Origin of the sequence: Pseudomonas sp. 2995-3 (genome assembly GCF_002742565.1) — a bacterium.
GTDB lineage: Bacteria > Pseudomonadota > Gammaproteobacteria > Pseudomonadales > Pseudomonadaceae > Aquipseudomonas > Aquipseudomonas edaphica.
Genome location: NZ_LJSB01000224.1, coordinates 78,136 through 100,655, shown reverse-complemented (window position 1 = coordinate 100,655; position 22,520 = coordinate 78,136). Strand labels below are relative to the sequence as shown.

Sequence of the window (22,520 nt, the reverse complement as noted above, 5' to 3'; positions counted from 1 at the left end):
CCTGCGCCTGCGGAAACCCCTGATGAAGCACAACAACGCGATACTCGAAGCCTTTACCCGCAGCTCCGTACGCTTGAACAAAGGCCTGATGGTGCTGATTGGAATCGCGTTGCTGCTGCTCCTCACCAACTACTGGTCATTGCAACGCGGGATCGAAACCCGTTATGGCGCAACGCGCTTTCATTTTGCGCGGCTAATGGAAAACCTCAGCGAGCAGCAAACCTATCTCAAGAGCTTGACGCACCCAGGCATCCAGGCCGAATTGCTGCGGGCGACCAGCGTGCAGGTCAGCCTCAAGAGCCGAATGGTCGAGAACCGCCGCACGTTATATGAAGGCCAGAAGTACTCGTTTTCGGTACCGTTCGACGTCAAGTTCGATGAGCAGCAGGTCGGCGTAGCTGCCCGGCCACCGATTTTTGCCCTGGGCGCGCACCTGACCAGCTACTACAGCGCCTTCTGGTCTTCGTCACCGTACGAGGCACCGCAAACTTTTCTGTTCAATCGCCAGACCCACTACACCATCACCATTCCCTCCGTGGGCTATCAGCGTCGCGAAAGCACTGAAGAGACCGGCAACCAGGTGGCGCTGGTCAATGCTGTGCAGCAAAGCCTTGCGCAGACGCCACAGGTACTGGAGCAGGATTGGGTGTACTGGAAAGCAGGGCCGGAGCCCGAGCACTTGCTGGCCTACATTGGCCTGTCACTCGACGGCCAGGGCCAGACGGTGATCGGCACCCTGCTCGACCTGTCGCAGGTCGACGATGTGCAGCGCGCGCTGGATCACTCCGCGTTTGATCGCTTCACCTTGTTTGCGCCCGACGGCACCCGTTTGGTAGGGCCAGCCACCGAGCCGTCGCTCAGCAATGGCGTGCACTTCACGGCACATGGCTTTGAATTCAAGATTACCCAGGCTGGCGACCGGCCCTGGAGCGCAGTCTATGGCCTGAACTACTCGCACTTCTTCCACTCGGCCTTATGGCCATTGAGCACCCTGGCGCTGCTGCTGGTCAGCCTGATAACCCTGGGCTGGGCCGGCAGCCGCTGGTACCGGCGCCAGGTGATCAGTCCGGCGCGCCTGGCCCACGAACGCATCGCCGAAAGCGTGGCGTTCAGCCGCGTGATCATCGACACCGCGCCCACCGGTTTGTGCGTGGTGCGGCGCAGCGACGGCAAGGTGCTGATCGAAAACCAGCGCGCCCAGCAGTGGCCGGGCACCGCACGTCTGGTGGCGGCCATGGCCGGTCAACACGACGGCGTCGAGAACGGCGAAAGCCACTTGGAGATCGAAGGCCGGCACCTGCAAATCGGCTTCGTGTCGACCCGTTATCAGGCCGAGGACGTGCGCCTGTATGCCTTCAACGACATCACCCGGCACATCGAAGACGCCCAGGCGCTGGAAGAGGCACGTCACGCCGCCGATACCGCCAACGAGGCCAAGACGTTGTTCCTGGCGACCATGAGCCATGAGATCCGCACCCCGTTGTATGGCGTGCTTGGCACCCTGGAATTGCTCGGCCTGACCGATCTGGATCCGCATCAGAAGACTTACCTGCACACCATTCAACGTTCGTCCGCCACGCTGTTCCAGCTGATCAGCGATGTGCTGGATGTGTCGAAGATCGAGTCCGGGCAAATGGCAATAGAAGCCGTGGACTTCTGCCCGCTGGACATGCTCGAAGACACCTTGCATACCTACGCCGCTTTCGCCCAGCGCAAGGGTTTGCAGCTCTACAGCTGCATCGATCCGCGCTTACCGGACTGCCTGATGGGCGACCCGATGCGCATTCGCCAGATCCTCAATAACCTGGTGAGCAATGCGATCAAGTTCACCGACATCGGGCGCGTGGTGATTCGTGCCCGGGTGATGGCGCTGGACGCCGAGCATGTCGACCTGGAATGGCAAGTCACCGACTCCGGCGTCGGCATTCCCGAAGCGCAGCAGGCCAAGCTGTTCGACCTGTTTTACCAGGCGCCGGACACCGCCAGCGAAGGCGGCGCCGGGCTGGGACTGCCCATTTGCCGCTGGCTGGCGCAGATGATGGACGGTGAGATACGGGTGGTCAGCGAGCCGGGGCTGGGCAGCAGCTTTACCCTGAAAATGCGCCTGCCGCTGTGCTGCGGCACGCTGACCAACCTGCCGCTGATCGAACCCAGCCCGACGCCGGTGTACGTGCAGGCGCCGGTGCGCGAACTGGCGCAGTCGATGAGTGACTGGCTCAATCGGCTAGGCATCGCAGCGGCCTTGGCGGCGACCACCCAGGAAAAAGACAGCCGCCACGCGGTGCTGGTGGACCTGCTGCCCAGCGAGCCCGCCAAGCCATGGGGCGGCCAACGCGTGCTGTGCCTGCCGGGCGCACACAGCCCGCCGCTGCACACGGCTCAAGGTTGGGTGGTCGACCTGCACGATGTGCGCAGCATCGCCAGCACCGTGTCCCTGGCGCAGCACGGCAAGCATGAGCAACCCGCAGCGGCCCGGCCACAAAGCATCGGGCAGTTGGGCTTGCGCATCCTGGTGGCCGAGGACAACCCGGTCAACCAGGCGATCATCAAGGAACAGCTCGAAGCGCTCGGCTGTTCGGTGAGCCTGGCCGCCAATGGCGAGCAGGCGCTGCAACAGTGGCAACCCCAGGCATTTGACCTGGTGCTGACCGACGTGAATATGCCGTTGATGAATGGCTATGAACTGGCCAGGACCTTGCGTGAGCATGACCCGCACCTGCCGATTATCGGCGTGACCGCCAACGCCATGCGCGAGGAAGGCGTGCGCTGCCTGGCGGTGGGCATGAACGCCTGGATCGTCAAGCCGTTAAGCCTGCAAACCCTGCGCGGGCAGTTGATCAAGCTGTGCAAGGTCAAGCCGGCGCCGGAGCCTGCCACTGCGTCCTGCGACGACAGCGTGCAGCTGTCGGACAAGATGCGCCCGTTGTTCATCAGCAGCGTGCAGCAGGACTTGCAGCGTATCGATACCGCCCTGACGCAACGTGATGCCCACGGCCTGGGCCAATTGCTGCATTCGGTCGCCGGCGCCCTGGGCGCAGTCCAGGCGCTGAACCTGGCCCAAGCGTGCATCGAACTGGAAAGCGCACTTAACCGCGGCAGCCTCGACACGGCACTTGAACTCAAGGTGAAGGCGGTGATGCAGCGTCTGTCGGCCGTTCTGGAAACTCTCCAGCCCGGGCACTCTTCACTCACTTGAACTGGCACTACGGACGGCCCTTTATGAAAAAATTCAACGTGGTAATCGCGGACGATCACCCGATCGTATTGCTGGGTGTTCGCGAGTTGGTAGAGCGCGACACACGCTTCCAGGTGGTCGGCGAGGCCGTGTGCTCGGCCGGCCTGATCGCGCTGTTGCAGCACCAGGGCGCCGACATTGTGATCACCGACTACAACATGCCGGGCGACTCGCCCTACGGCGACGGCCTCAAATTGGTGGAGTACCTCAAGCGGCATTTTCCGCAGGTGCAGATCCTGATCCTGACGATGATTTCCAACCACCTGATCCTCACCCGCCTGCAAGAGCTGGGTGTGGTCGGCATCATCCAGAAAAGCCAGTTGCACACCGAGATTCAATTGGCGCTCAAGGCGATCGCCCAGCAGAGCGCCTATCGCAGCCTAGAACCGCCAAAAACCTCGGTGATCGAGACGCTTACGGCTATTGACGAGCGCTTTACCAGTTTGTCGCCCAAAGAGTTCGAGATCTTGCGCTTATTTATTTCCGGCATGAGCGTCAGTGATATTGCGCGCAGCCAGAACCGCAGTTCAAAGACCATCAGCGCGCAAAAGATCTCGGCCATGCGCAAACTTGAAGTGAGCAGTGACCAGGACCTGCTCGCTTATTGCCTGGCACGTAACATTTTCAACTAACCCACAACTAGCAAGCCATTTAAAACAATGGCTTCGCCCTTTATTTTCTGAGTATTCACACGCCCTTGCACCGCTCTAAACCGTCCGTTTCCTGACTTATAAGAATCGTCTTATTCGCTCGCTTGCCCTCGCCGCTTATTCTCCTCTCGCAGTTCAACAACAGCATTTTCCAACTAACACTAACGGACATCATCATGAAGAAGTTTTCCCTGGCTGTTATCGCCTCGGCCATTATCGCCGCTTCCGGCAGCGCATTTGCCGTCGACCCGGCACCGACGCCGACCCTGGGCGGCAGCGGTAAAATCACCTTCACCGGCGTGATCAACAACGATGCCTGCTCGGTCGACGGCGCCAACTCCGACCGCACCATTTCGGTGGACATGGGCAACGTGTCGATCAAGGACATGGGCACCGCCGAAAACCCAACCGCAGGCCGTGTCACCGCCAAAGACTTCAACCTGAACGTCAACTGCAACCAGGGCACCAAAGTCGCGATGATCTTTGACGCCAACAACGGCGGTTCGGGCCTGGTCACCGGCAAAAAAGTCCTGGCCCTGAACCCGGGTTCGGCCACTGCACAAAACGTCGGTATCGCCCTGCTCGACAGCAAAGGCAGCCTGATCGACCTCAGCTCTTCCAGCACCGCGCGCATCGAAAGCACCATGCACGGCGCCGGCACTACTGGCGGCGACGCCACCCTGAGCTTCGCGGCCGCCTACGTCACCACCGCAGCCGCCGGTTCGTCCACCGCCGGTCGCGGTGATGCCACCCTGCCGTTCATCCTGCAATACGAATAACTCGGCGCCCCAGGCACCGAACGCGCGAGGCCCTGCGGCCTCGCCATTGTCTTTTGATTACACCGGATAACCCTCATGCCGCCTCGTTCTATCGCCGCATGCTTGGGGCTACTGGGCTTGCTTATGGCTGCCCAGGCCGCCGCCAGCATTTCATTGAATGCCACCCGCATCGTGTTTGATGGCGACCACAAGGAAGCCAATATCACCGTGCGCAACGGCAACCAGGATGTGTTGATTCAATCCTGGGTCGACATGAACGATGCCAGCGCCAGTCGCGCACCGTTTGCCGTCACCCCGCCATTGGCGCGGGTATTCGCCAAGGAACAACAATTGCTGCGCATTCTGTACGAAGGCAAAGGCATGCCCACGGACCGCGAGTCGGTGGTGTGGCTCAACGTGCAGGAAATCCCCAAGGCCAGCGCCGCCGAGAACACCTTGCAGTTGGCCATCCGCCAGCGCATCAAGATTTTTTACCGCCCTGCCAGCCTTACCGGCAGCGCGCTGCAAGCGCCTGCGCAACTTGAATGGACACTGGCCAAACACGGCGGCCAGACCCTGCTGCAGGTGAAAAACCCGACGCTGTATCACGTGTCCATGGCCGACATCAAAGTACAGTCGGTGCTGGCCAGCGACTCCACCATGATTGCGCCTGGCGAGCAAAAACAGTTCCCGATCGCAGCAGCCATCGCCAACGGCCCGGTGCAGCTGTCGTTTTCCAGCATCAATGACTATGGCGCGCAGAACCACTACAGCGCGCCCCTGTCGAGCGGCGCTGCGCTACCTGCGCACGCGACTGAATCGCGCCTCAAACCCTAAGTAGCTTCTCTAACCCACAGGCTCACTTCGCGTGCGTGTTTGCGTGCCCGGCTGTCCGTCAATCAGGGATGTCATAGGTCTTCGCATGTCTTTTCTTTCCAGCAACAGGCCCGCACGTGGCGTACTGAAGTTGAAGACGCTGTCGCTCGCGATGGCTGCCAGCCTGCCGACCTGGGCGGTGGCCGATGACGCAGCGCAAAGCTTCAACACCACGTTCCTGCAGGGCTCGCAGTCGCCAGTCGATTTGCAGCAACTACTCTCAGCCAACAGCGTGCTGCCGGGCAATTACCGGGTCGACCTGTACAGCAACGAAGTGCTCGTGGGCCGGCGTGATATCGACTTCAAACGCAACCCGAACAACGGCCGGGTCGAAGCCTGCCTGACCCTCGACCTGCTCAAGCAATTGGGCGTCGACATGGGCCGATTGCAGGCCGAAGGCAAACTCGACCCGCAACAACCGCAAGAGTGTTATGCCCTCGCGGACATGATCGAAGACGCCAGCGTGCGTTACGACAGCAGCCGCCTGCGCCTGTTGGCAAGTATTCCGCAAGTGGCCATGCAGCGGGGCTTGCGCGGGTATGTCGACCCAGAGTTGTGGGACGACGGCGTGCCGGCCGCGTTCATCAACTACCAGCTCAACAGCAGCCGCACCGCCGGCGACTATAAAACCCGCATCGCCAATAACCTCGGGCTGCGCAACGGCATCAACCTGGGCGCCTGGCGCCTGCGCAACGAATCGAACATGAGCAGCGGCACCGACCGCTCGAACACCTTCACCAGCAACCGCACCTACGTGCAGCACGACGTGACCGCGATCAAGGGCCAGTTCAGCGCCGGTGAGATTTTCTCCGACACCGACCTGTTCGACAGTGTGCGCTATCGCGGCCTCAAACTGGCCTCCGACGACGGCATGCGTGCCGACAGCGAGCGCGGCTACGCGCCGGTGATTCGTGGCGTGGCGCAGACCAACGCGACCGTAGAGATCCGCCAGAACGACTACATCCTCTACACCGCCAACGTCGCGCCCGGCCCGTTCGAGATCAACGACATCTACCCCAGCGGCTCCAACGGCGACTTGCAAATCACCGTGATCGAAGCCGACGGCAGCCGGCGGGTGACGATGCAGGCGTTTTCCAGTTTGCCGATCATGGTGCGTGAAGGTCAGGTCAAGTACAGCCTCTCGGCGGGCACGTTCAAGAGCAATGCCGACGGACTGGGCAGCCCGCGTTTTCTGAGCGGCACGCTGGCATATGGCTTGACCAGCAACCTCAGCGGCATCGTCGGCCTGCAAGCCAGCGAGGACTACAGCGCGCTGTCGATCGGCGCTGGCAGGAACACTGCGTTCGGCGCCTTCTCCCTGGATACCACGCACTCGTCCAGCAAAGCGCGCGGGCAAACCCACCAGGGCAGCAGCGTGCGGGCGTTGTACGCGAAGACCTTTGCCGGCACCGACACCAACTTCACCCTGGCCGCCTACCGTTACTCCACCGAGGGCTACCGCACCCTCACCGACCACGTGGAAGACAACAGTGAAGACGTGCGCGTGCGCACCGGCCATTCAAAAACCCGTACCGACCTGACCATCAACCAGAGCCTGGGGCGTAACAGCGAGTTTGGCAGCCTGTACGTCAACGCCAGTGACCAGCGCTACTGGAACCGTGGCGGCTCGCGCAGTTTGTCTGCCGGCTACACCGGCAATTGGGGCGACCTGAGCTACAACCTTGGCGTGACGCGCACCCAGCAAATCGTCACCTATGGCGAGCCCAGCAGCGACACCCAAGTGAACCTGTCCGTCTCATTCCCACTGGGCAGCCAGGCTCGTGCGCCGCGAGCCTTTGTCACTACCAGCCATCAGCGCGGCGACACCACCACGCAAGCGGGTATCAACGGTTACGTCGCCGATACCAGTGACACCTTCTATTCGGTGCAGGCGGGCCATAGCGATACCAGCGGCGACTCCGGCTCGGTGAATATCAACAGCCGCACCTCTATGGCGGATGTGAGCCTGGGTTACAGCCAGGGTCAGGGCTACAACTCGCAGAACCTCAACCTCGCCGGCTCCGTGGTGGCGCACGCAGGTGGCGTCAACCTGGGGCAGACCGTCAGCGAAACCTTCGCCCTGGCTGAAGTGCCGGGTATCTCGGGGGCTAAAATCGGCAGCTACAGCGGCGTCGAGACCGGCTACAACGGCTATGCGGTGATCCCCACGGCGCAACCTTACCGGGTGAACTGGATCAGCCTGGACACCCGCGACCTGGGCGGCGATGTGGAAATCACCAACGCCACCCAGCAACTGGTGCCGCGCCGTGGCGCTATTGTAGTTGCGCGTTACAGCGGCACCACCGGGCGACGGGTGTTGTTCGAGCTGTTTGATGCGCAGCACAAGCCGTTGTCGTTCGGGGCTTCGCTGGAAGACTCGGCGGGTAAGCAACTGGCGATTGCAGACCCGAACGGGAATGCGCTGGCGCTGGTGGAGCAGGATCAGGGGACGCTGGTCATCAAGTGGGGCGAGCAGCGTTGCAGTGCAAGCTATGCGTTGGCGCCGCAGAACAAGGCGTTGAACTATGAGCGGCAGGCGTTGGTGTGCGGGCCTTGAGGGGTGGTGGCTCGTCTGCTTTTCTGTGGGAGCTGGCTTGCCTGCGATGCAGACACCTCGGTGTATCAGGTAAACCGAGTTGATGCCATCGCAGGCAAGCCAGCTCCCACCTTTGACCGAGTATGGCTCTGCTGCTGACGTTGCTCTGGCCCTTACATCACCAAACCAGCTCCCACATTCGGGATTGATGTATAGCCTGATTAGGCTAAGGTGCTGCCCACACGCTGCCACCGCCGAGACATCCCATGCGCCACCTGATTTTCGCCAGTGTCTGCCTGCTGACCACCGCCCTGACCGGCTGCCAGCAGACCCCGCCGGCCAACGACCAACTCGACGCCGTGCTCTGGACCCAGACCTCCATCGAGCACGAGTTGATCTACCGCCAGCTGTTCGCCAACGCCACCCGCCAACTCGACGTGGCCCTGGCCGACCCGACCTGGGATGCCCTGCCCTTTCCACCCCGCAATCTGAACGGTTTACCTCCAGCGGTGGTGGTTGATATCGACGAAACCCTGCTGGACAACGTGCCGCTGAACGCGCGCGACATCATTAACAATCAAATCTATTCCTACGATCGCTGGAACACCTGGGTCGACCAGGCCAAGGCCCAGGCATTGCCGGGCGCAGTGGCTTTCCTGCAAGCCGCCGAGCAAAAAGGCATCAAGGTTTACTACCTCACCAACCGCGAACACAGCCAGGTCGCGGCCACTGTCGCCAACCTGCGCCTGCGTGGTTTTCCGGTGACCAGTGACACGCAGGTCCTGGCCGCCAGCACGCCCATCGGCCGTTGCGAAAGCGCCGGCTACGGCAAGACATGTCGCCGTCAGTGGGTCGCCAGCCATGCCCGCGTATTGCTGATGGCCGGGGACTCGCTGGGTGATTTCGTGCAGGCCGAACACAACACCCTTGCCGCCCAACGTAAAGCGGTGGAACCCTATGTGAGCTGGCTGGGGCAGCGCTGGTTCCTGCTGCCGAACCCGAGTTACGGCAACTGGTACAGCGCGCCGTATGGGGATGATGAGAAGTTGCCGTTTGAACAAAAACGCAAGCTCAAACAGCAGGCATTGCAGTTGGAAGAATAAGAGGCTGGCTGGGGCTCAGGCTTTGATGTTCTGCCGAATGTTCCAGCCAAACTTCACTGGCCCGCCGTCCTTGGCGCCGTCGGCCTTCTGCGGCTGGTAGCTGACGTCGACGCTGGCGAAATTGAGGGCGACGCTGTCATGCACGACGTCGGTGTTGCTTTCAGCATTCGTGCTGTAGGACACCACCATGACTTCCTTCAGGGTAATCACCAGATACTCCACCGGGCTCGCACCGCCGGCCTTGCGTACCACCAACCTGGCCTCGGGGTAATGCTTGCCGCTGGCGCAGGCCATCATCAGGTTGGGGCTGGATTTATCCAGCGGTTTGGTCAGGTTCAGGTTGGCGATATTGACCTTGCCCGCACCGCCGCCCGTACCGCTGTGCATCGACCCCGACTGCGACATGCCCCACGCCCATTGGGTGATGTCAATCTCGTCGCGATGGGCCTGGTCCCTTGATTCACCCTTGATATCACCCAGCTTCAAAAACATATCGACTGCCATGTTTGCTCCTTGCCTTGGTATGCGTCGGTAGTGACGTGGGGCGCACTTTTCCTCAGCCGCAGCGGTGCGCGCAAGACGCAGAGGGCAGTTAGAGATGCACCCGACGTTAAATGGCGAACCTTCCGACATTCAGCGCCACCTCCTCATCTTTAGGCTCTCGACTCCCGCAAAAACAGGAGTTAAGGATGACGGCTTCCCTGCTCAGAGATGGACTCCCTTCGGCGCACCGCACCACACGTCAGCGGATTGAAAGCAGTATTGATCTGCGCAAGTTGTTCTTCACCATCGATAGCGACCCGGCACTGATTGGCGCGGGCGTGGTGTATATCGATGGCATGTTTAACGTGGTGGTACTGCGCGAGTTTCAGGCGATTTGCAGTGTGCGGCCGATCAAGGTCGTGCTGCGTGAGGCTCCGAAACATGTGGGGCCGGTGGAGTTCAAGCGGATGTTGGAGCATGAGCCGCGAGAGTCGGAATGGGTGGCTGAAGCGCTTGGCACGGCGGTGACCTGTACGGGGGCGATTCTGAGTTGGGTAGTCATTACCAGTGGCGTGATGTTGATGCCCTTTACGGCGGGGACGAGCGCGGTAATTACGTTTATCGGCAAGGCTGCTCTGGCTGCCAGTATGACCCAATGCGCCATCGGGTTAGGTCGAACCAGTGTAGAAGCGTTTGCGCCCCAATACCTTGATCTTCTGGATAACGAAACCTGGTATCAGGCCGTTGTTACGACGCTGGATGCCATTGCATTACTTGGCGTCGCCACTTCTGCCTTGACCACAATCAAAACAATAAACACAGCAACAAGAGTCACTGGCAAACCTCTCAAACAAGTACTCAAAGGTCTGAACCGGCAAGAACGAGCGAGACTGAATGATGAATTGCTCAGGCTTCGTGATCCTCGATTAACCCTAAAAATCCTCAAGGTGAAACAAGCCACCGGCGTATTACCAAAACGAATCAGTGCCACAGAAATGCAACTTGCTACCGCCAATCACATAAAAGACACCTTGGCTGCAACCCTGGGTTTCGCGAGCAGCTCGATGCCAGGAAATATCAAGACGTGGGCTATTGGTATCTACGAGGAAGTCAGCCAGTGAGCAAGCATGTACCAAAAAAAGGTCTTAGCGGATCCGAAAAGGATGAAATATATGAAGATCGCAAAGCCCTGACCTCTGAGGATCGCGCTTACGCATACTTCTATTTTGAGAACCCACAAACGTTCAGGAGACGCTACGCGCTAGTGATTGGCGCCGATCTAATTACCGGCTGCTCCACGATTGCAATGACTGCCGTCTTACTGTTGCTGACCTTTCTCTCCAGACTTCCGGAAGACCTTGCAATTAAGATCTGTTTTCTCGGCAGCATCGCAGCAGGCCTTGTCCTGTTTTTTTCCAAGGCTCAGGTCAACTATGGGCATATCCGCGCGGTATGGATCAGTGTCGGTATTTACTTAATTTGCTTGCTGATATCCCTACCCGCAATTGCGTACCGCCCGCCGCTTTTTCTCTACGCTATGTCACTGCTTAGCCCACTGACCGGCCTGCTGATCCTCAACAGCAACCGCTGCCGCGAACTGCGCCACAAGATGGTCGAAATCCGCCTCAAGCGCGAAGACATCATCGCCACCCTGAAAAAACAGGGCCGCTGGAAATGGTGGTGAGCGCCCTGCCACCTGTATTCGCTCAACGCCCATCAAGCCACGTTCTGCAACCGCCACAACAACTGCTCGCCACTCATCGCCGGCGCATACACATACCCCTGGCCCACCCTGCAGCCCATCGCCAGCAATTGCCGCTGCTGCTCCTGGGTTTCGATACCTTCCACCACCACGCTCATGCCCAGGCTATCGCCCAGCGCCAGGGTGCTGTGGATCACCGCGCAGCAGCGTGGGTCGGCGGTCATGCCGCGCACAAACTCGGCATCCAGCTTGATCTCGTTGAACGGCAGCTGACACAGCCGTTGCAAGGATGAAAACCCGGCGCCGAAGTCATCCAGGGACAGGTTGCAACCGAGCATGCGCAAACGCATCAGGCACGCCAGGCTGCTCGCCGAGGCTTCCAGCATGCCGCTTTCGGTCAGCTCGAAAGTCACGCTGGAGCGCGGTGCCTTGAACGGCGCCATGACGTCTTTGATCTTCAAACTCAACCCGCCCTGAGCCAGCTGCTGAGCGTGCAGATTGAACGCCAGGTTCAAGGTCATGCCTCTTGCCCTGACGTGTTGTTGCAGGGTCAAGGCCTGGTGCATCTGTGCAAACAGCAATGGGTCGAGCAGCCCGCAACGCTCCAGCACCGGCATGAAGGCCATTGCCGGTAACAAACCGTAAAGCGGGTGCTGCCAGCGGCTCAACACTTCCACGCCGATCATCTCGTTGGTCCACAGGCTGAATTTGGGCTGGTAGTACGCGTGCAGCTGGCCGGCAGCTAATGCGTCGCATACTTGCGCCTGAGTAAACAATGGCAACGCAGGTGAAACCGCAGGCACGATCCCCCCAACAGGCTGATGACGATGCAATACCTCTTCGAGCTGATTGAGGGTCGCCAGCTTTTCGACATGGCCAAGCAAACACACGCCGAGCAGGCTGGTGAACTGTTGCAGGGCTTGGCTGATCCCGGTCGGCTGATGGCCGCTGACAATCACGCCATGCAGCCACCCTCGTTGCGCGGCATGTTGCAAAAACTCCAGCCCATCCATGCCGGACATGGACAAGTCGCACAGTACGACATCCACCCCGTGAACGCTTTCCAGGAGGGCCAAGGCTTCAATGGCATGCGTCGCCTCGATCACCGCATGCCCCAACCGTTTGAACTGGCTCACGACGACGGCGCGCTGAAAGGCGTGCTCCTCAAGGATCAGGACGCGTAAAGGCTGGCTCGTCATTGGCGTGGGCTCGTGGGTGGTGGACCCAACGATTGTCTAAAACTGCCCGGAAAAAGCGCGGATGTTTAATCCTTTATGAACGTAGGATATTTCTCAAAATACTAACTCCCGGCCAAAGGCAGCGGATCGGTTCAACGCTATCCGCCGCCTCAGGGTTTGCTACACCGGCTTACCCATCAACGGGTCACTGATGCTATGCGCCCCCGTCTCAACCCGCCCCGCCACCCGGCGCACCCAGCCATGCTCATTACGCACGGTGAAGTCATACCAGCCACCGCTCGGCTGACGGGAGAATGTGCGTTGCTGCGAGCTGTGGCCAGCAATCTCCAGCAGCCATGGGCCTTGATGGGTGTAAGGGCAGCGCTTGATCGTCACCGAGGCTGGATGCTTGCTGGGGTTGATCACTGTCAGTTGCACGCTGTCCCCCTGGTAAGCCACTGACAGTTGCGGTTCGCGGCGTTGCAGATCACCCTTGAATGACCGGTGAAAGCCGTTCGGCCCCAATAGCCACAGGTCATAGCCGCCAGCCACTGGCCAGGTATCACTGAGGTGCTGTTCGGCGCCAACGGTGTAGCGCCGTGGGATGTCTTCCAGGTGCAGTCGATCGTAGACGTGGAAGACCGCGCCCTGTTCGCCATGGTTGAAGAAGTTCAACGTCAGCTCACCGGCGCGACGATCAACGTCACCTTCGACGTTCAACTGGTATGGCAACGCACGGGATGGCCGAGCCATGCGTGCCTGATGCGGCGCCTGTTGCCGACCTTCAGCAGGTACCACAACCTGGGCCAGTTGTTCCTGGCGCTGGCGCAGCAAATCCGCCGCCCGGCGGGTGGTTTCATGCAGTGGCGGCAACAACTCGGTGTTGGGGTTGACGAAGTTGAACGCCGAGGTGAGGTCGCCGCATACGGCGCGGCGCCAGGCGCTGATATTGGGCTCGCGCACCTGGAAGCGCTTCTCCAGAAATTGCAGCACCGAGGTGTGATCAAACGCCTGGGAGTTGACCCAGCCGCCACGACTCCAGGGCGACAGCACCAGCATCGGCACCCGTGGGCCAGGGCCGTAAACACCACCGTCAGGCGCAGGCTGTTGCGTGGTGCCGGGCGGCGCCGGGTGCGTGAAGATTTCGCTGTCGAACTTGACCGTGGATTTACCGGCAAAGCTGCCATCGGCACGCTTGGACGGGGCTGACGGTGAAGGGACGTGGTCGAAGAAACCGTCGTTTTCATCGTAGTTGACCAGCAATACAGTCTTGCTCCACACCTGCGGGTTTTCAGTCAGCGACTTGAGAATCTCCTGGGTGAACCAGCCACCCTGCACCGGGCTGGAAGGCCCAGGATGTTCGGAGTAATTGGCCGGGGCGACCAGCCAGCTCACCTGAGGCAAGCGGCCGTTTTTTATGTCATCGCGAAAGCCCTGGATGATCGCTTCCAGGTCACTGCCGTTTGCCGATGGCAGTGTGTTGCCGTTGCCTTTGTACAACGGCACACGGGCGTTGAGTTGATCGCTGTAGGGCACAAAGGCCTTGAAGTCTTTCGGCGGTTCCGCCGGGTTACCGGCCGCGACACTGGCGGCGCGGTACTGGCGAAAACCAGCCAGCGGGTTGTCGCCAAAGTTATCCGGCAAGAACTGGTAGACCTTCCAACTCACGCCCGCCTCTTCCAGGCGCTCAGGGTAGGTTTTCCAGGTGTAACCCACGCTCACTGCGCCAGGGCCGTCCCATTCATTGACCACCGCAGCCACATTGGCGCCGGTCGGGCCGTTGGTGCCGGTCCAATGGAACAGCCGGTTCGGGTTGGTGCCGGCGTGCACCGAACAGTGGTAGGCATCGCACAGGGTAAAGGTGTTGGCCAACGCAAACTGGAACGGCAATTCCTGCTCGCGGTAATAGCCCATTGACGTGTTGGTCTTGTAGGTTGGCCAGGCATTCATGCGGCCGCTGCCCCAGGCGGCGTGTTCGTCAACCCAGGAATGTGGCGTGCCGTCGACACGCTGGGCATTGCCGCGTGAACTGTCCAAATGATAAGGCAATACGCGCCGCCCCTTGCCCTGTTGCTCCCAGACTTTGCGGCCGCCCGGCAGCGGAATGGTGAAGCGGTCGCTGTAACCACGTACGCCGGGCAAGGTGCCGAAGTAGTGGTCGAACGCGCGGTTTTCCTGCATCAGGATAACCACGTGTTCCACATCCATAATCGTGCCGGTGCGGTTGTTGGCGGGGATCGCCAAAGCCTGGCGGATGGAGTCGGGTAGCAGGGTGTAGGCGGAGCCGATGGCGGCGGCCTTCAGCAGGGTGCGGCGGGTGAGAGTTGGCATGGCACTAATCAATCCCTGGGGTGCTTGAGATAAAAACGCTCAAGACAAAGTAGAGACTGCAAGCGACAAAAAGGTGACATGCGGTTACTGACAATCCGATGATCTGTTCACGGGCCTGCCACCAATGGTGGTGAGCAGCTTGTTGTGGCTAGAGGCTTATTGTGGCAAACAGGCTTGTTGTGGCAAGCCTGCTCGCCACAACAAGCCACAGCAAGCAAGCTATCCACAACAGCGCATTCAATAGAGTCAGGCCGTTCTGGCCGCAATCGCCTCCACTTCCACCAGCGCCCCTGGCAACGGCAATGCCACCACCTGCAACGCCGTGCGCGCAGGCTTGTTCGGCTGCTCGGGCGTGGCGAAGAACTGCGTGTAACCGCGTTGCAACCCGGCAAAATCGAGCTTGCCGTCGGTCTCTTCGGCCCCCACCAGAAACACGCGCAATTGCACGATATCGCCCAGGTCCAGGTCTTGCTGCTGGAGGATCTTGCGCAGTTTGTTGAACACCGACACCGTCTGCACTTCGGTGTTGCCGTAAACCCCGGGCACGTTAGGGTCGGCCAGGTCGGGCAAGGTGCCGCTGACGAAAATCAGGCTGGCGGAGGCCGGTACGGTGACGGTTTGCGAGATGGGAAAATCGCCGACGCTGGTGCGTTGAATGCTGTCGCTCATGGTGATGCTCCTCAGGAGGCGGCGAGTGCCGCAATCTGTTGTTGTTGGGTAACGCGCTCGGCCAGCTGCGCGACCACATGCCGTGCCGAGTTGGCTGCCGACTCCTGCCAGATGCCCACACCGCTTTGCACCAGGCCGTCGCCGGCGAAGTACACGCGGCCGTGGGCCTGTTCCAGCAAGGCACTGGCGTCGGCCGGGAAGTGTTCGCGTTGCAGCCATGGGCCTTCGCTGTAGGGGATCTGTTCCCAGGACACCGCCAGCGGGTGGCGCAGGTGTTTTGAATAACCCGGATGCAGCAGTTCCACGGCTTCTTTGGACGTGGCGTACTGCTGGTCGAATGGCTTGGCACCAAATACGTCGGCGCCCTCCCCGGTCACGTAACCGGCCACCAGCAAACCGTCGCGGGTGTTGAGGTCGTTGCTGGGGTACCACAGCAGGCGCGCCGGGTGTTCGATCCACGACAAGCCGCCGTAGGTGCGATAGTCGGTTTCCCAGAAGCGCGGCGATTGCCACGCCACTTTGGTCGCCTGGTCGCTGCGGGTACTGAGCAAGGCGGCTTTGACCGGGTCGCTGAAGTCGGTGTCGAGTTTGGCCAACAGCGGCAACGGCAAGGTCGAGACCAGGTAATCGGCGCGCACCACCTGTTCGCGGCCGCTGAGCTGGTCGTGGTAGGTCACCGCCACGCCGTCTTCAAGCTGGCGGATCTGCCGCACCTGGGCGCCGAGTTGCACGTGCTCGCGCACGCGCTGGTAGAAGGCGTCAGTGATGCGGTCCATGCCGCCGACGGGTTGGAACATGGTGGCGGAAAACTCCGGGAATTCGGTGTGCAATAACGCCCCCCACAACTCCGGATGCAGCAGCCGGTCCAGCGCCAGCGGGCTACGGCTGGCGGGCAGCGCGCCGGGGTGGGCAGGCGACTCCAGGTGACCGGAGCGCAAGCTGCCTTCAAAGGCCAGTTCCTGCGACAGATCGCCATACACCTGCAAAAACGCCAGCAAGCGCGTGCGCTCTTCACTGCTCAACACATCATCGAGGGCATCGCGCTGCACGGCTTTGGCCAGCAAGCCGGACAAATGCCCGCGCGTGTCATTGATCGCCTGGCCGACGGTGAACGCCGGCTGTTGCAGGTCGGGCCGCACCTGGGCGCCGTGGCTGCTGTTGACCAGTACTTCCAACGGCACACCCAGCTCGCTGCAATAGTCGAGAAGCGTGCGGTGCTGGCTCGGAATCCTGGCGGGACCGGCGTTGAAATACAGGCCGTTATCAAACGCTACGGTTTGCGTGCGGCCGTCCTTGTAGTCCACGCGGTCGCCATTGCGCAGGGTCCAGGTGCGCCCGCCCACGCGGTTGCGGGCCTCCAGTATTTGCACGCTGAACCCGGCGCGGCTGAGTTCCAGGGCCGTCACCAACCCGGCAATCCCGGCGCCCAGCACCAGCACACGAGTGCCCTGCCCCAGGCCCGCGTTGAGTTTCAGCGGTTGCGGGCGGCGATGTGACGACGGCCCCAAACCCAATACCGCCAATGCATCCTTGACGGCCTTTTCGCCGCCTACAGCGGCGATGCTCGACAGCGCTTCACGGCGTGTCAGTCCCATGTCGATGCTCCTAGTCCGGCAGGCCCGGTGGGTTGATCAGCGAGGTGTCGACGCGCTCGATGTCCAGGCCCCAGCGTTGCAGCACCTGTTCGTATTGGCCGCCGGCAATCGCGCCTTGCAGGGCGGTGTGAATCGGCTGGATCAGGCCGTTGTCCTTGCGGGTGGTCACGGCAATATCGGCCTTCAACGGCCAGCCGCCGTTCACCGTGCCCACCCGCTTGATACCGCCAGTGACCGCCGCCGAATAGGCATACACCGAGTTAGGCCCGAACAGCGCATCGCTGCGCCCCGATTGCACCGCCAGTTGCGCGGCGGCCTGGTCGTCGATGTATTGCAGGAGCGCAGGCTTGATACCGGCTTTTTCATTGGCCTCGTTCCACGCCAGCAGCACCTTCTCCTGGTTGGTGCCGGAGCCGACGATGATCTTCAGCCCGGCAATGTCGGCGGCCTGTTTGATCTCGGTGATTTTGTTGGTGCTCTTGACGTAAAAGCCGAGCACATCCTGGCGATAGGTGGCGAAGTCAAAACGCTTCTTGCGCGCCTCGGTCACGGTGACGTTGCTGATCACCGCGTCGTACTTGCCGGAGCTGACGCCCAGCGGCCAATCCTCCCAACTGGTCTGCACCACATTGAGCTGCAGGCCGAGGCTGTCGGCCACCAGCTGCGCGGTGTCGGCTTCGCTGCCAATGGTGGTCTTGTCGTCATTGGCCAACAGCGCCAGCGGCGGCCCGGCCACGCCGGACACGGCCACGGTGAATTTGCCGGGCTGGGCGAACTTGAAGCCCGGCGGGATCTGCGCAATCGCCGCTTCATTGCGCGGCACATGGATGCGCACACGGTCGGGGCTGAAATCCACCTGTTGCACGGCGAACGCGGTTTGCGCAGCACCGACGGCAAGCGTCAGCAAGGCCACGCGGGCAGTATTGATGAACATGGGCAGTCACTCCTTGAACTAAAGCACCTTGCCCAGAAAGGCCACGGTGCGGGGATGTCGGGGTTGGCGAAACATCTGTTCGGGCGGGCCCTCTTCGATCAGTTGACCGTCACACAGGAACACCACGTGGTCGGCCACTTCGCGGGCAAACCCGATTTCGTGGGTGACGATCACCAGGGTCACACCCAGTTGGGTCAGGCCTTTGATCACGTCGAGCACTTCGCCCACCAGCTCCGGGTCGAGGGCTGAGGTGGGTTCATCAAACAGCAGCACTTTGGGATCCAGCGCCAAGGCGCGGGCGATAGCCACACGCTGTTGCTGGCCACCGGAGAGCTGGCGTGGGTAGGCATCGACTTTGTCGGCCAGGCCGACCTTGGCCAGCAGCTCGCAGGCCTTGGCCTGCGCCTCGGCCTTGCTCCAGCGCTTGTGGGCCAGCGGTGCTTCGGCGACGTTTTCCCAGGCGGTGAGGTGCGGGAACAGGTTGAAGTTCTGGAACACAAAACCCACGTCGATGCGGCGCTTGAGAATCTCGCGTTCTTTCAATTCGTAGAGCAGGTCACCCTTGCGCCGATAGCCGACGTATTCACCGTCGATGGTGATGTGCCCGCTGTCGATTTTTTCCAGGTGGTTGATGGTGCGCAGCAAGGTGGATTTGCCCGAGCCGGACGGCCCGAGAATCACCGTGACCTTGCCTGGGTCGATGGTCAGGTGGATGTCTTTCAACACCTGCTGGTTGCCAAAGCGCTTGCCCACGCCCTGGATCTGAATGCGCCCGGCGCGTGCTTCAGCCATGGGTTTTCTCCTTGAGCCAGCCGCGCAGGCGTTGCAGCGGTGTGGGCGGCAGTACCCGCGCCGTACCGCGCGCAAAGTGGCGCTCGACGTAGTACTGGGCGCTGGTCAGCACCGTGGTGATGATCAGGTACCACACGGTCGCCACCACCAGCAGCGGGATCACCGCCTGGGTGCGGTTGTAGATGACCTGCACGGTGTAGAACAGCTCCGGCAAGGCCAGCACGTAGACGATGGACGTGCCCTTGACCAGGCCGATGATTTCGTTGAAACCCGACGGCAAAATCGAGCGCAGCGCCTGGGGCAGAATGATGCGAAAAATCCGTCGTGAAGCCGGCAAACCGAGGGCTGCCGCCGCTTCATGCTGGCCGGCGTCCACGCCAATCAAACCGCCGCGAATGATCTCCGCTGCGTAGGCGGCTTGCATCAGGCTCAGGCCCAACACCGCCACGGTGAATTGGCTGAGCACATCCACGGTCGACCACTCGGCGAACACCACGCGGGTGAACGGCACGCCGAGCACGATGTGGTCATACAGGTAGGCAAAGTTGTAGAGGATGATCAGCACCAGCAGCGCCGGCATCGAGCGGAAAAACCAGATATAGCCCCAGGCCAACGCCGCCAGCAATGGCGAGCCCGACAGCCGTGCCAGCGCCAATGCAGTGCCGAAGAGGATGCTGAACACGGTACTGAGCAGCGTCAGCAACAGTGTCTGGCCGAGGCCACGCAGCACCGAGACAGAAAAGAACCACTGACCGAACACGCCCCACTCCCAACGCGGGTTGGTGGCCAGTGAATGCACGATGGCGAGCAGCACCAGCGCAGCGAAGATCGACCCGGCCCAGCGCCACGGGTGGCGGGCGGGAACCACTTGCAGGGCTTTGATCGGCGTTGCAACGCGGCGCTGGCGAACCGGGCTGACGTCTTCGATCAGGTCATAGGATTTGGCGACAATGGGCATGTTCTATTCCTCGCGGGTTGCGGCCTTAGAAGGCGTAAGTCAGCCGGGTGTAGTAGTACCCGCCGGTAAAACCGTAGGGCGAATAAGTGCCGTAGCTGGCGAGCATGGTGCTGCTCGGCACGCCTTGTTTCTTGGGGTAAAGGTCGAACAGGTTCTTGGCGCCGACGGCGATGTTGAGGGCTTTGGTGAGGTTGTAGCCAAGGTCGAGGTCAGTGATCCAGCGGGCGTTGTAAACCCGGTCCAGGTCGCGATTGGCCGAGGAATTGACCTCTTTGTAGGCGCCGTAGCGGGTCAGGGCCAGGTTGAGGTTGAAGCGGTCGATGCTCCAGTCGCCGCCGAGGATGAGCTTGGTCTTGGGCTGCACATCGGTGATCAGACCACGGGCCTGGCGGTCCATCAGGTCATAGGGCGTGCCGAGGATATCGGTGGACGCCTTGTAGTTGAGGATCTTGGTCTGGTTCCAGTTGAACGCGGCGGTCCACTTCAAGGCGCCGAACTGGCCGAGGTCCTGGTTGTAGTTGCTGACCAGATCCACGCCCTTGGTGCGGGTGTCGGCGCCGTTGATAAAGTACTGGCCGCCGGAGGTGGAGTTGATGCCGTTGCTTTGCAGTACCTGGGTGACTTCGGGGCCGAGCAAGGTGCCGGTCAGGGTGATGCGGTCGCGCAGGTTGATCACGTAGGCGTCGGCGGTGAAGTTCAGGCGGTCGGTGGGCGTAAGGGTGAGACCCAGGCTGAAGTTGGTCGAGCGCTCGGGCTTCAACTCCTGGGCGCCGAGGGCCTTGGCCGCCGCCGAACCCACCGGCAATACGCCGTAGTTGATCGACTGATACACGCCGTCGACCACGCCATAAGTGGTGGAGCGCGCACTGAACAGGCTATTGGCCAGGGACGGCGCGCGAAAGCCGTTACTGACGGTGGCGCGCACGGCAAATTGCGGGGTGAAATCGTAGCGTGTGGTCAGCTTGCCGCTGCGGGTGGCGCCGACGCCTTCGTTGTAATGCTCGTAGCGAAAGGCGGTGCCGATGTACCAGTCCGGCAGCGGGTTGAAGCCCACATCGACATAGCTGGCGAGGCTGTTGCGCGAGGCGCTGCTTTCTTCATCCGGCGAAATGCCGTTGGTGACCTGCGCCCCGGATGACGCGCAGTTGCCGGGCGCCACGCAGTAGCCGCCATTGGCATAAGACGCGTAGTCACCCGCCTGCACCTCATAGGTGTCGCGCCGATGTTCGAAGCCGTAGGACAGGTCCAACGGTTTTTGCAGGCCGACATCAAAGCCGCGCTTGAAGTCGAGGTTGGTGGTCAGCTCGGTGGAAATCCAGGTGCCAGAAGTGAAGCTGTTGGGCGTGTACTCGCCCAGCGACGGGTTCTGGTTGTGGGTGGTGCCCTGTTCCGCCTCGTTGCGCCCGTAGGTGGTGGACAAATCCCAGTCCCACGCGCCGACGGTGCCTTTGCCGCCGAACGCGGCCTGGAAATCGTCCTCGTCGATGTACCAGGTCGGCGTGTACCCGGCCGGGTAGCCATTCGGCCCGGTGGTGATGGTATTGGTGATGGTCGGCAGGCGGTAGTTCTGCCCCTGCTCGGCCTTGCGCCGCGAGTAGGTGGTGAAGGAATACAGGCTGAGGCTGTCATCAATCGGCAGCTCGGCGTTGTAGCCCAGGGTCAGCAGGTTGGTCTTGGGCGTGCCGTAACCGCCGTAGGTCGATCTGCCGGCCTGGTTGTAGGCTTGCTCATAGGTGTAGCCGTTGGCGCTGGCTTTGTTGTCGTCATTCTGGCTGCGGGCATCCAGGGCCAATTGCACGACGCCGCCGTTGCCGATTTCAAAACCCTTGTTGAGGCTTTGTTGCACGGTTTGCTTCTTGCCGTCGTAGCCCTGACCGACGTTGGTGACGGCGGTGCCGCTGGTATCAGCCTTGAGGATCACATTGATGACCCCGGCGATGGCATCCGAGCCGTACTGGGCGGCGGCGCCGTCGCGCAGCACTTCCACATGGTCGATGGCACTGATGGGGATCAAATCCAGGTCAGCCGGCGCCGCGCCGGTGTTGATGCCATTGATGTTCAGCGTGGCGCTGGTGTGACGACGTTTGCCGTTGACCAGCACCAGCACTTCGGCAGCACTCAAGCCCCGCAGGTTGGGCGCACGGGCAATGCCGCTGGCGTCCCAGCCGGTTTTTTCCGGCAGGGTCAGCGACGGGATCACCGCGCTCAAGGCTTCCATCAAGCCGGGCTTGCCGGTGCTTTGCAGTTGCCTGGCGCTGACCACATCAATCGGCACCGGGCTGCTGGTGACGGTGCGCTGCTCGGCGCCACGGTTACCGGTGACCACCACGGTGGACAAGGTGCTGTCGTCCTGGGCGGATGCAGTGCCGGCCAACAGGGCCAGCGTGAGTGCGGCGGTGGGGGGTAAAACTTGCTTCATGACCACTCCAGGCTTTCCGAATCGCGAAGTCGGGCAGTCGCGCGGCGGGCGCGGTGCTCGTTTTTAAGGGTGTCGCTGCGATGGGGAACTAGGTGTGGAGTGAGCGAGGGTTTTGAATTGGCAACATACGTTGATCTCCCTTCCAACGATTCTGCCGCGGGGTCTTTACCCGGTTATGGCGCGCAGAATCTGAATCACGCTGGGTACCATCCGAGGTCAGGGGTAGGCTGTTGCGATCAAACATAACGGAATGGATTTCAAAAATATAATGCTATTTGGGCATAAGCTAATATTCTCTACT

17 protein-coding genes are annotated in these 22,520 nt (G+C 61.1%); 8 read left to right on the top strand and 9 right to left on the bottom strand.

Annotated features, from left to right (window positions below):
* The first annotated feature begins 22 nt into the window (after positions 1-22).
* The 6 genes from AOA62_RS23745 to AOA62_RS23720 all read left to right on the top strand — a co-directional run bounded on the left by AOA62_RS23745 (position 23) and on the right by AOA62_RS23720 (position 9,158).
* Entirely contained in the window at positions 23-3,196 is a 3,174-nt protein-coding gene (locus tag AOA62_RS23745; protein ID WP_099549955.1) for a hybrid sensor histidine kinase/response regulator, read from the top strand.
* A 23-nt stretch (positions 3,197-3,219) separates the two neighbouring features.
* Positions 3,220-3,867: a response regulator gene (locus AOA62_RS23740; RefSeq protein ID WP_099549954.1), complete on the top strand. Its 648-nt coding sequence runs from the start codon at positions 3,220-3,222 to the stop codon at positions 3,865-3,867.
* Positions 3,868-4,061: 194 nt separating this feature from the next.
* Positions 4,062-4,664 carry a fimbrial protein gene (locus AOA62_RS23735; RefSeq protein ID WP_017139590.1) on the top strand — a complete coding sequence of 201 codons (603 nt, stop codon included), beginning with the start codon at positions 4,062-4,064 and terminating at the stop codon, positions 4,662-4,664.
* 75 nt (positions 4,665-4,739) lie between these two features.
* Positions 4,740-5,480, top strand: a complete 741-nt coding sequence (locus tag AOA62_RS23730) for a molecular chaperone (RefSeq protein ID WP_099549953.1) — start codon at positions 4,740-4,742, stop codon at positions 5,478-5,480.
* 85 nt (positions 5,481-5,565) lie between these two features.
* Positions 5,566-8,076 carry a fimbria/pilus outer membrane usher protein gene (locus AOA62_RS23725; protein ID WP_099549952.1) on the top strand — a complete coding sequence of 837 codons (2,511 nt, stop codon included), beginning with the start codon at positions 5,566-5,568 and terminating at the stop codon, positions 8,074-8,076.
* 245 nt (positions 8,077-8,321) lie between these two features.
* Complete coding sequence (locus tag AOA62_RS23720; protein WP_099549951.1) at positions 8,322-9,158, top strand: 5'-nucleotidase, lipoprotein e(P4) family; 837 nt, start codon at positions 8,322-8,324, stop codon at positions 9,156-9,158.
* A 15-nt stretch (positions 9,159-9,173) separates the two neighbouring features.
* Here the strand turns inward: AOA62_RS23720 and AOA62_RS23715 are convergent, their stop codons facing one another.
* Positions 9,174-9,662 (bottom strand): type VI secretion system tube protein Hcp, encoded by a 489-nt coding sequence (locus tag AOA62_RS23715; RefSeq protein WP_099549950.1) that lies wholly within the window; start codon positions 9,660-9,662, stop codon positions 9,174-9,176.
* 185 nt (positions 9,663-9,847) lie between these two features.
* On the opposite strand from AOA62_RS23715, the gene AOA62_RS23710 reads away from it, so the two are divergent.
* Together AOA62_RS23710 and AOA62_RS23705 are read left to right on the top strand one after the other, a co-directional pair.
* Positions 9,848-10,762 carry a hypothetical protein gene (locus AOA62_RS23710; protein ID WP_017138716.1) on the top strand — a complete coding sequence of 305 codons (915 nt, stop codon included), beginning with the start codon at positions 9,848-9,850 and terminating at the stop codon, positions 10,760-10,762.
* The gene (locus AOA62_RS23705) at positions 10,759-11,325 is read left to right on the top strand and encodes a hypothetical protein (protein ID WP_017138715.1); all 567 of its coding nucleotides are present in this window, start codon (positions 10,759-10,761) and stop codon (positions 11,323-11,325) included. Before AOA62_RS23710 ends, AOA62_RS23705 begins: the two co-directional genes overlap by 4 nt.
* Positions 11,326-11,357: 32 nt before the next feature.
* On the opposite strand, the gene AOA62_RS23700 is transcribed toward AOA62_RS23705, so the two are convergent.
* From AOA62_RS23700 to AOA62_RS23665, 8 genes are all read right to left on the bottom strand, one after another.
* Positions 11,358-12,542 carry an EAL domain-containing protein gene (locus tag AOA62_RS23700; protein WP_017138714.1) on the bottom strand — a complete coding sequence of 395 codons (1,185 nt, stop codon included), beginning with the start codon at positions 12,540-12,542 and terminating at the stop codon, positions 11,358-11,360.
* 159 nt (positions 12,543-12,701) lie between these two features.
* Positions 12,702-14,852, bottom strand: a complete 2,151-nt coding sequence (locus tag AOA62_RS23695) for a phosphocholine-specific phospholipase C (RefSeq protein ID WP_099549949.1) — start codon at positions 14,850-14,852, stop codon at positions 12,702-12,704.
* 246 nt (positions 14,853-15,098) lie between these two features.
* Positions 15,099-15,521 (bottom strand): RidA family protein, encoded by a 423-nt coding sequence (locus AOA62_RS23690; protein WP_017138711.1) that lies wholly within the window; start codon positions 15,519-15,521, stop codon positions 15,099-15,101.
* An 11-nt stretch (positions 15,522-15,532) separates the two neighbouring features.
* Complete coding sequence (locus tag AOA62_RS23685) at positions 15,533-17,116, bottom strand: FAD-dependent oxidoreductase (RefSeq protein ID WP_099549948.1); 1,584 nt, start codon at positions 17,114-17,116, stop codon at positions 15,533-15,535.
* 10 nt (positions 17,117-17,126) lie between these two features.
* The gene (locus tag AOA62_RS23680; RefSeq protein ID WP_099549947.1) at positions 17,127-18,050 is read right to left on the bottom strand and encodes an ABC transporter substrate-binding protein; all 924 of its coding nucleotides are present in this window, start codon (positions 18,048-18,050) and stop codon (positions 17,127-17,129) included.
* A gap of 18 nt (positions 18,051-18,068) precedes the next feature.
* On the bottom strand, positions 18,069-18,842 hold the full coding sequence (locus tag AOA62_RS23675) for an amino acid ABC transporter ATP-binding protein (RefSeq protein ID WP_099549946.1): 774 nt from the start codon (positions 18,840-18,842) through the stop codon (positions 18,069-18,071).
* Positions 18,835-19,800, bottom strand: coding sequence for an amino acid ABC transporter permease (locus AOA62_RS23670; RefSeq protein ID WP_099549945.1), 966 nt, complete (start codon positions 19,798-19,800; stop codon positions 18,835-18,837). Before AOA62_RS23670 ends, AOA62_RS23675 begins: the two co-directional genes overlap by 8 nt.
* A gap of 25 nt (positions 19,801-19,825) precedes the next feature.
* Complete coding sequence (locus AOA62_RS23665) at positions 19,826-22,219, bottom strand: TonB-dependent siderophore receptor (RefSeq protein ID WP_099549944.1); 2,394 nt, start codon at positions 22,217-22,219, stop codon at positions 19,826-19,828.
* Positions 22,220-22,520 lie beyond the last annotated feature (301 nt).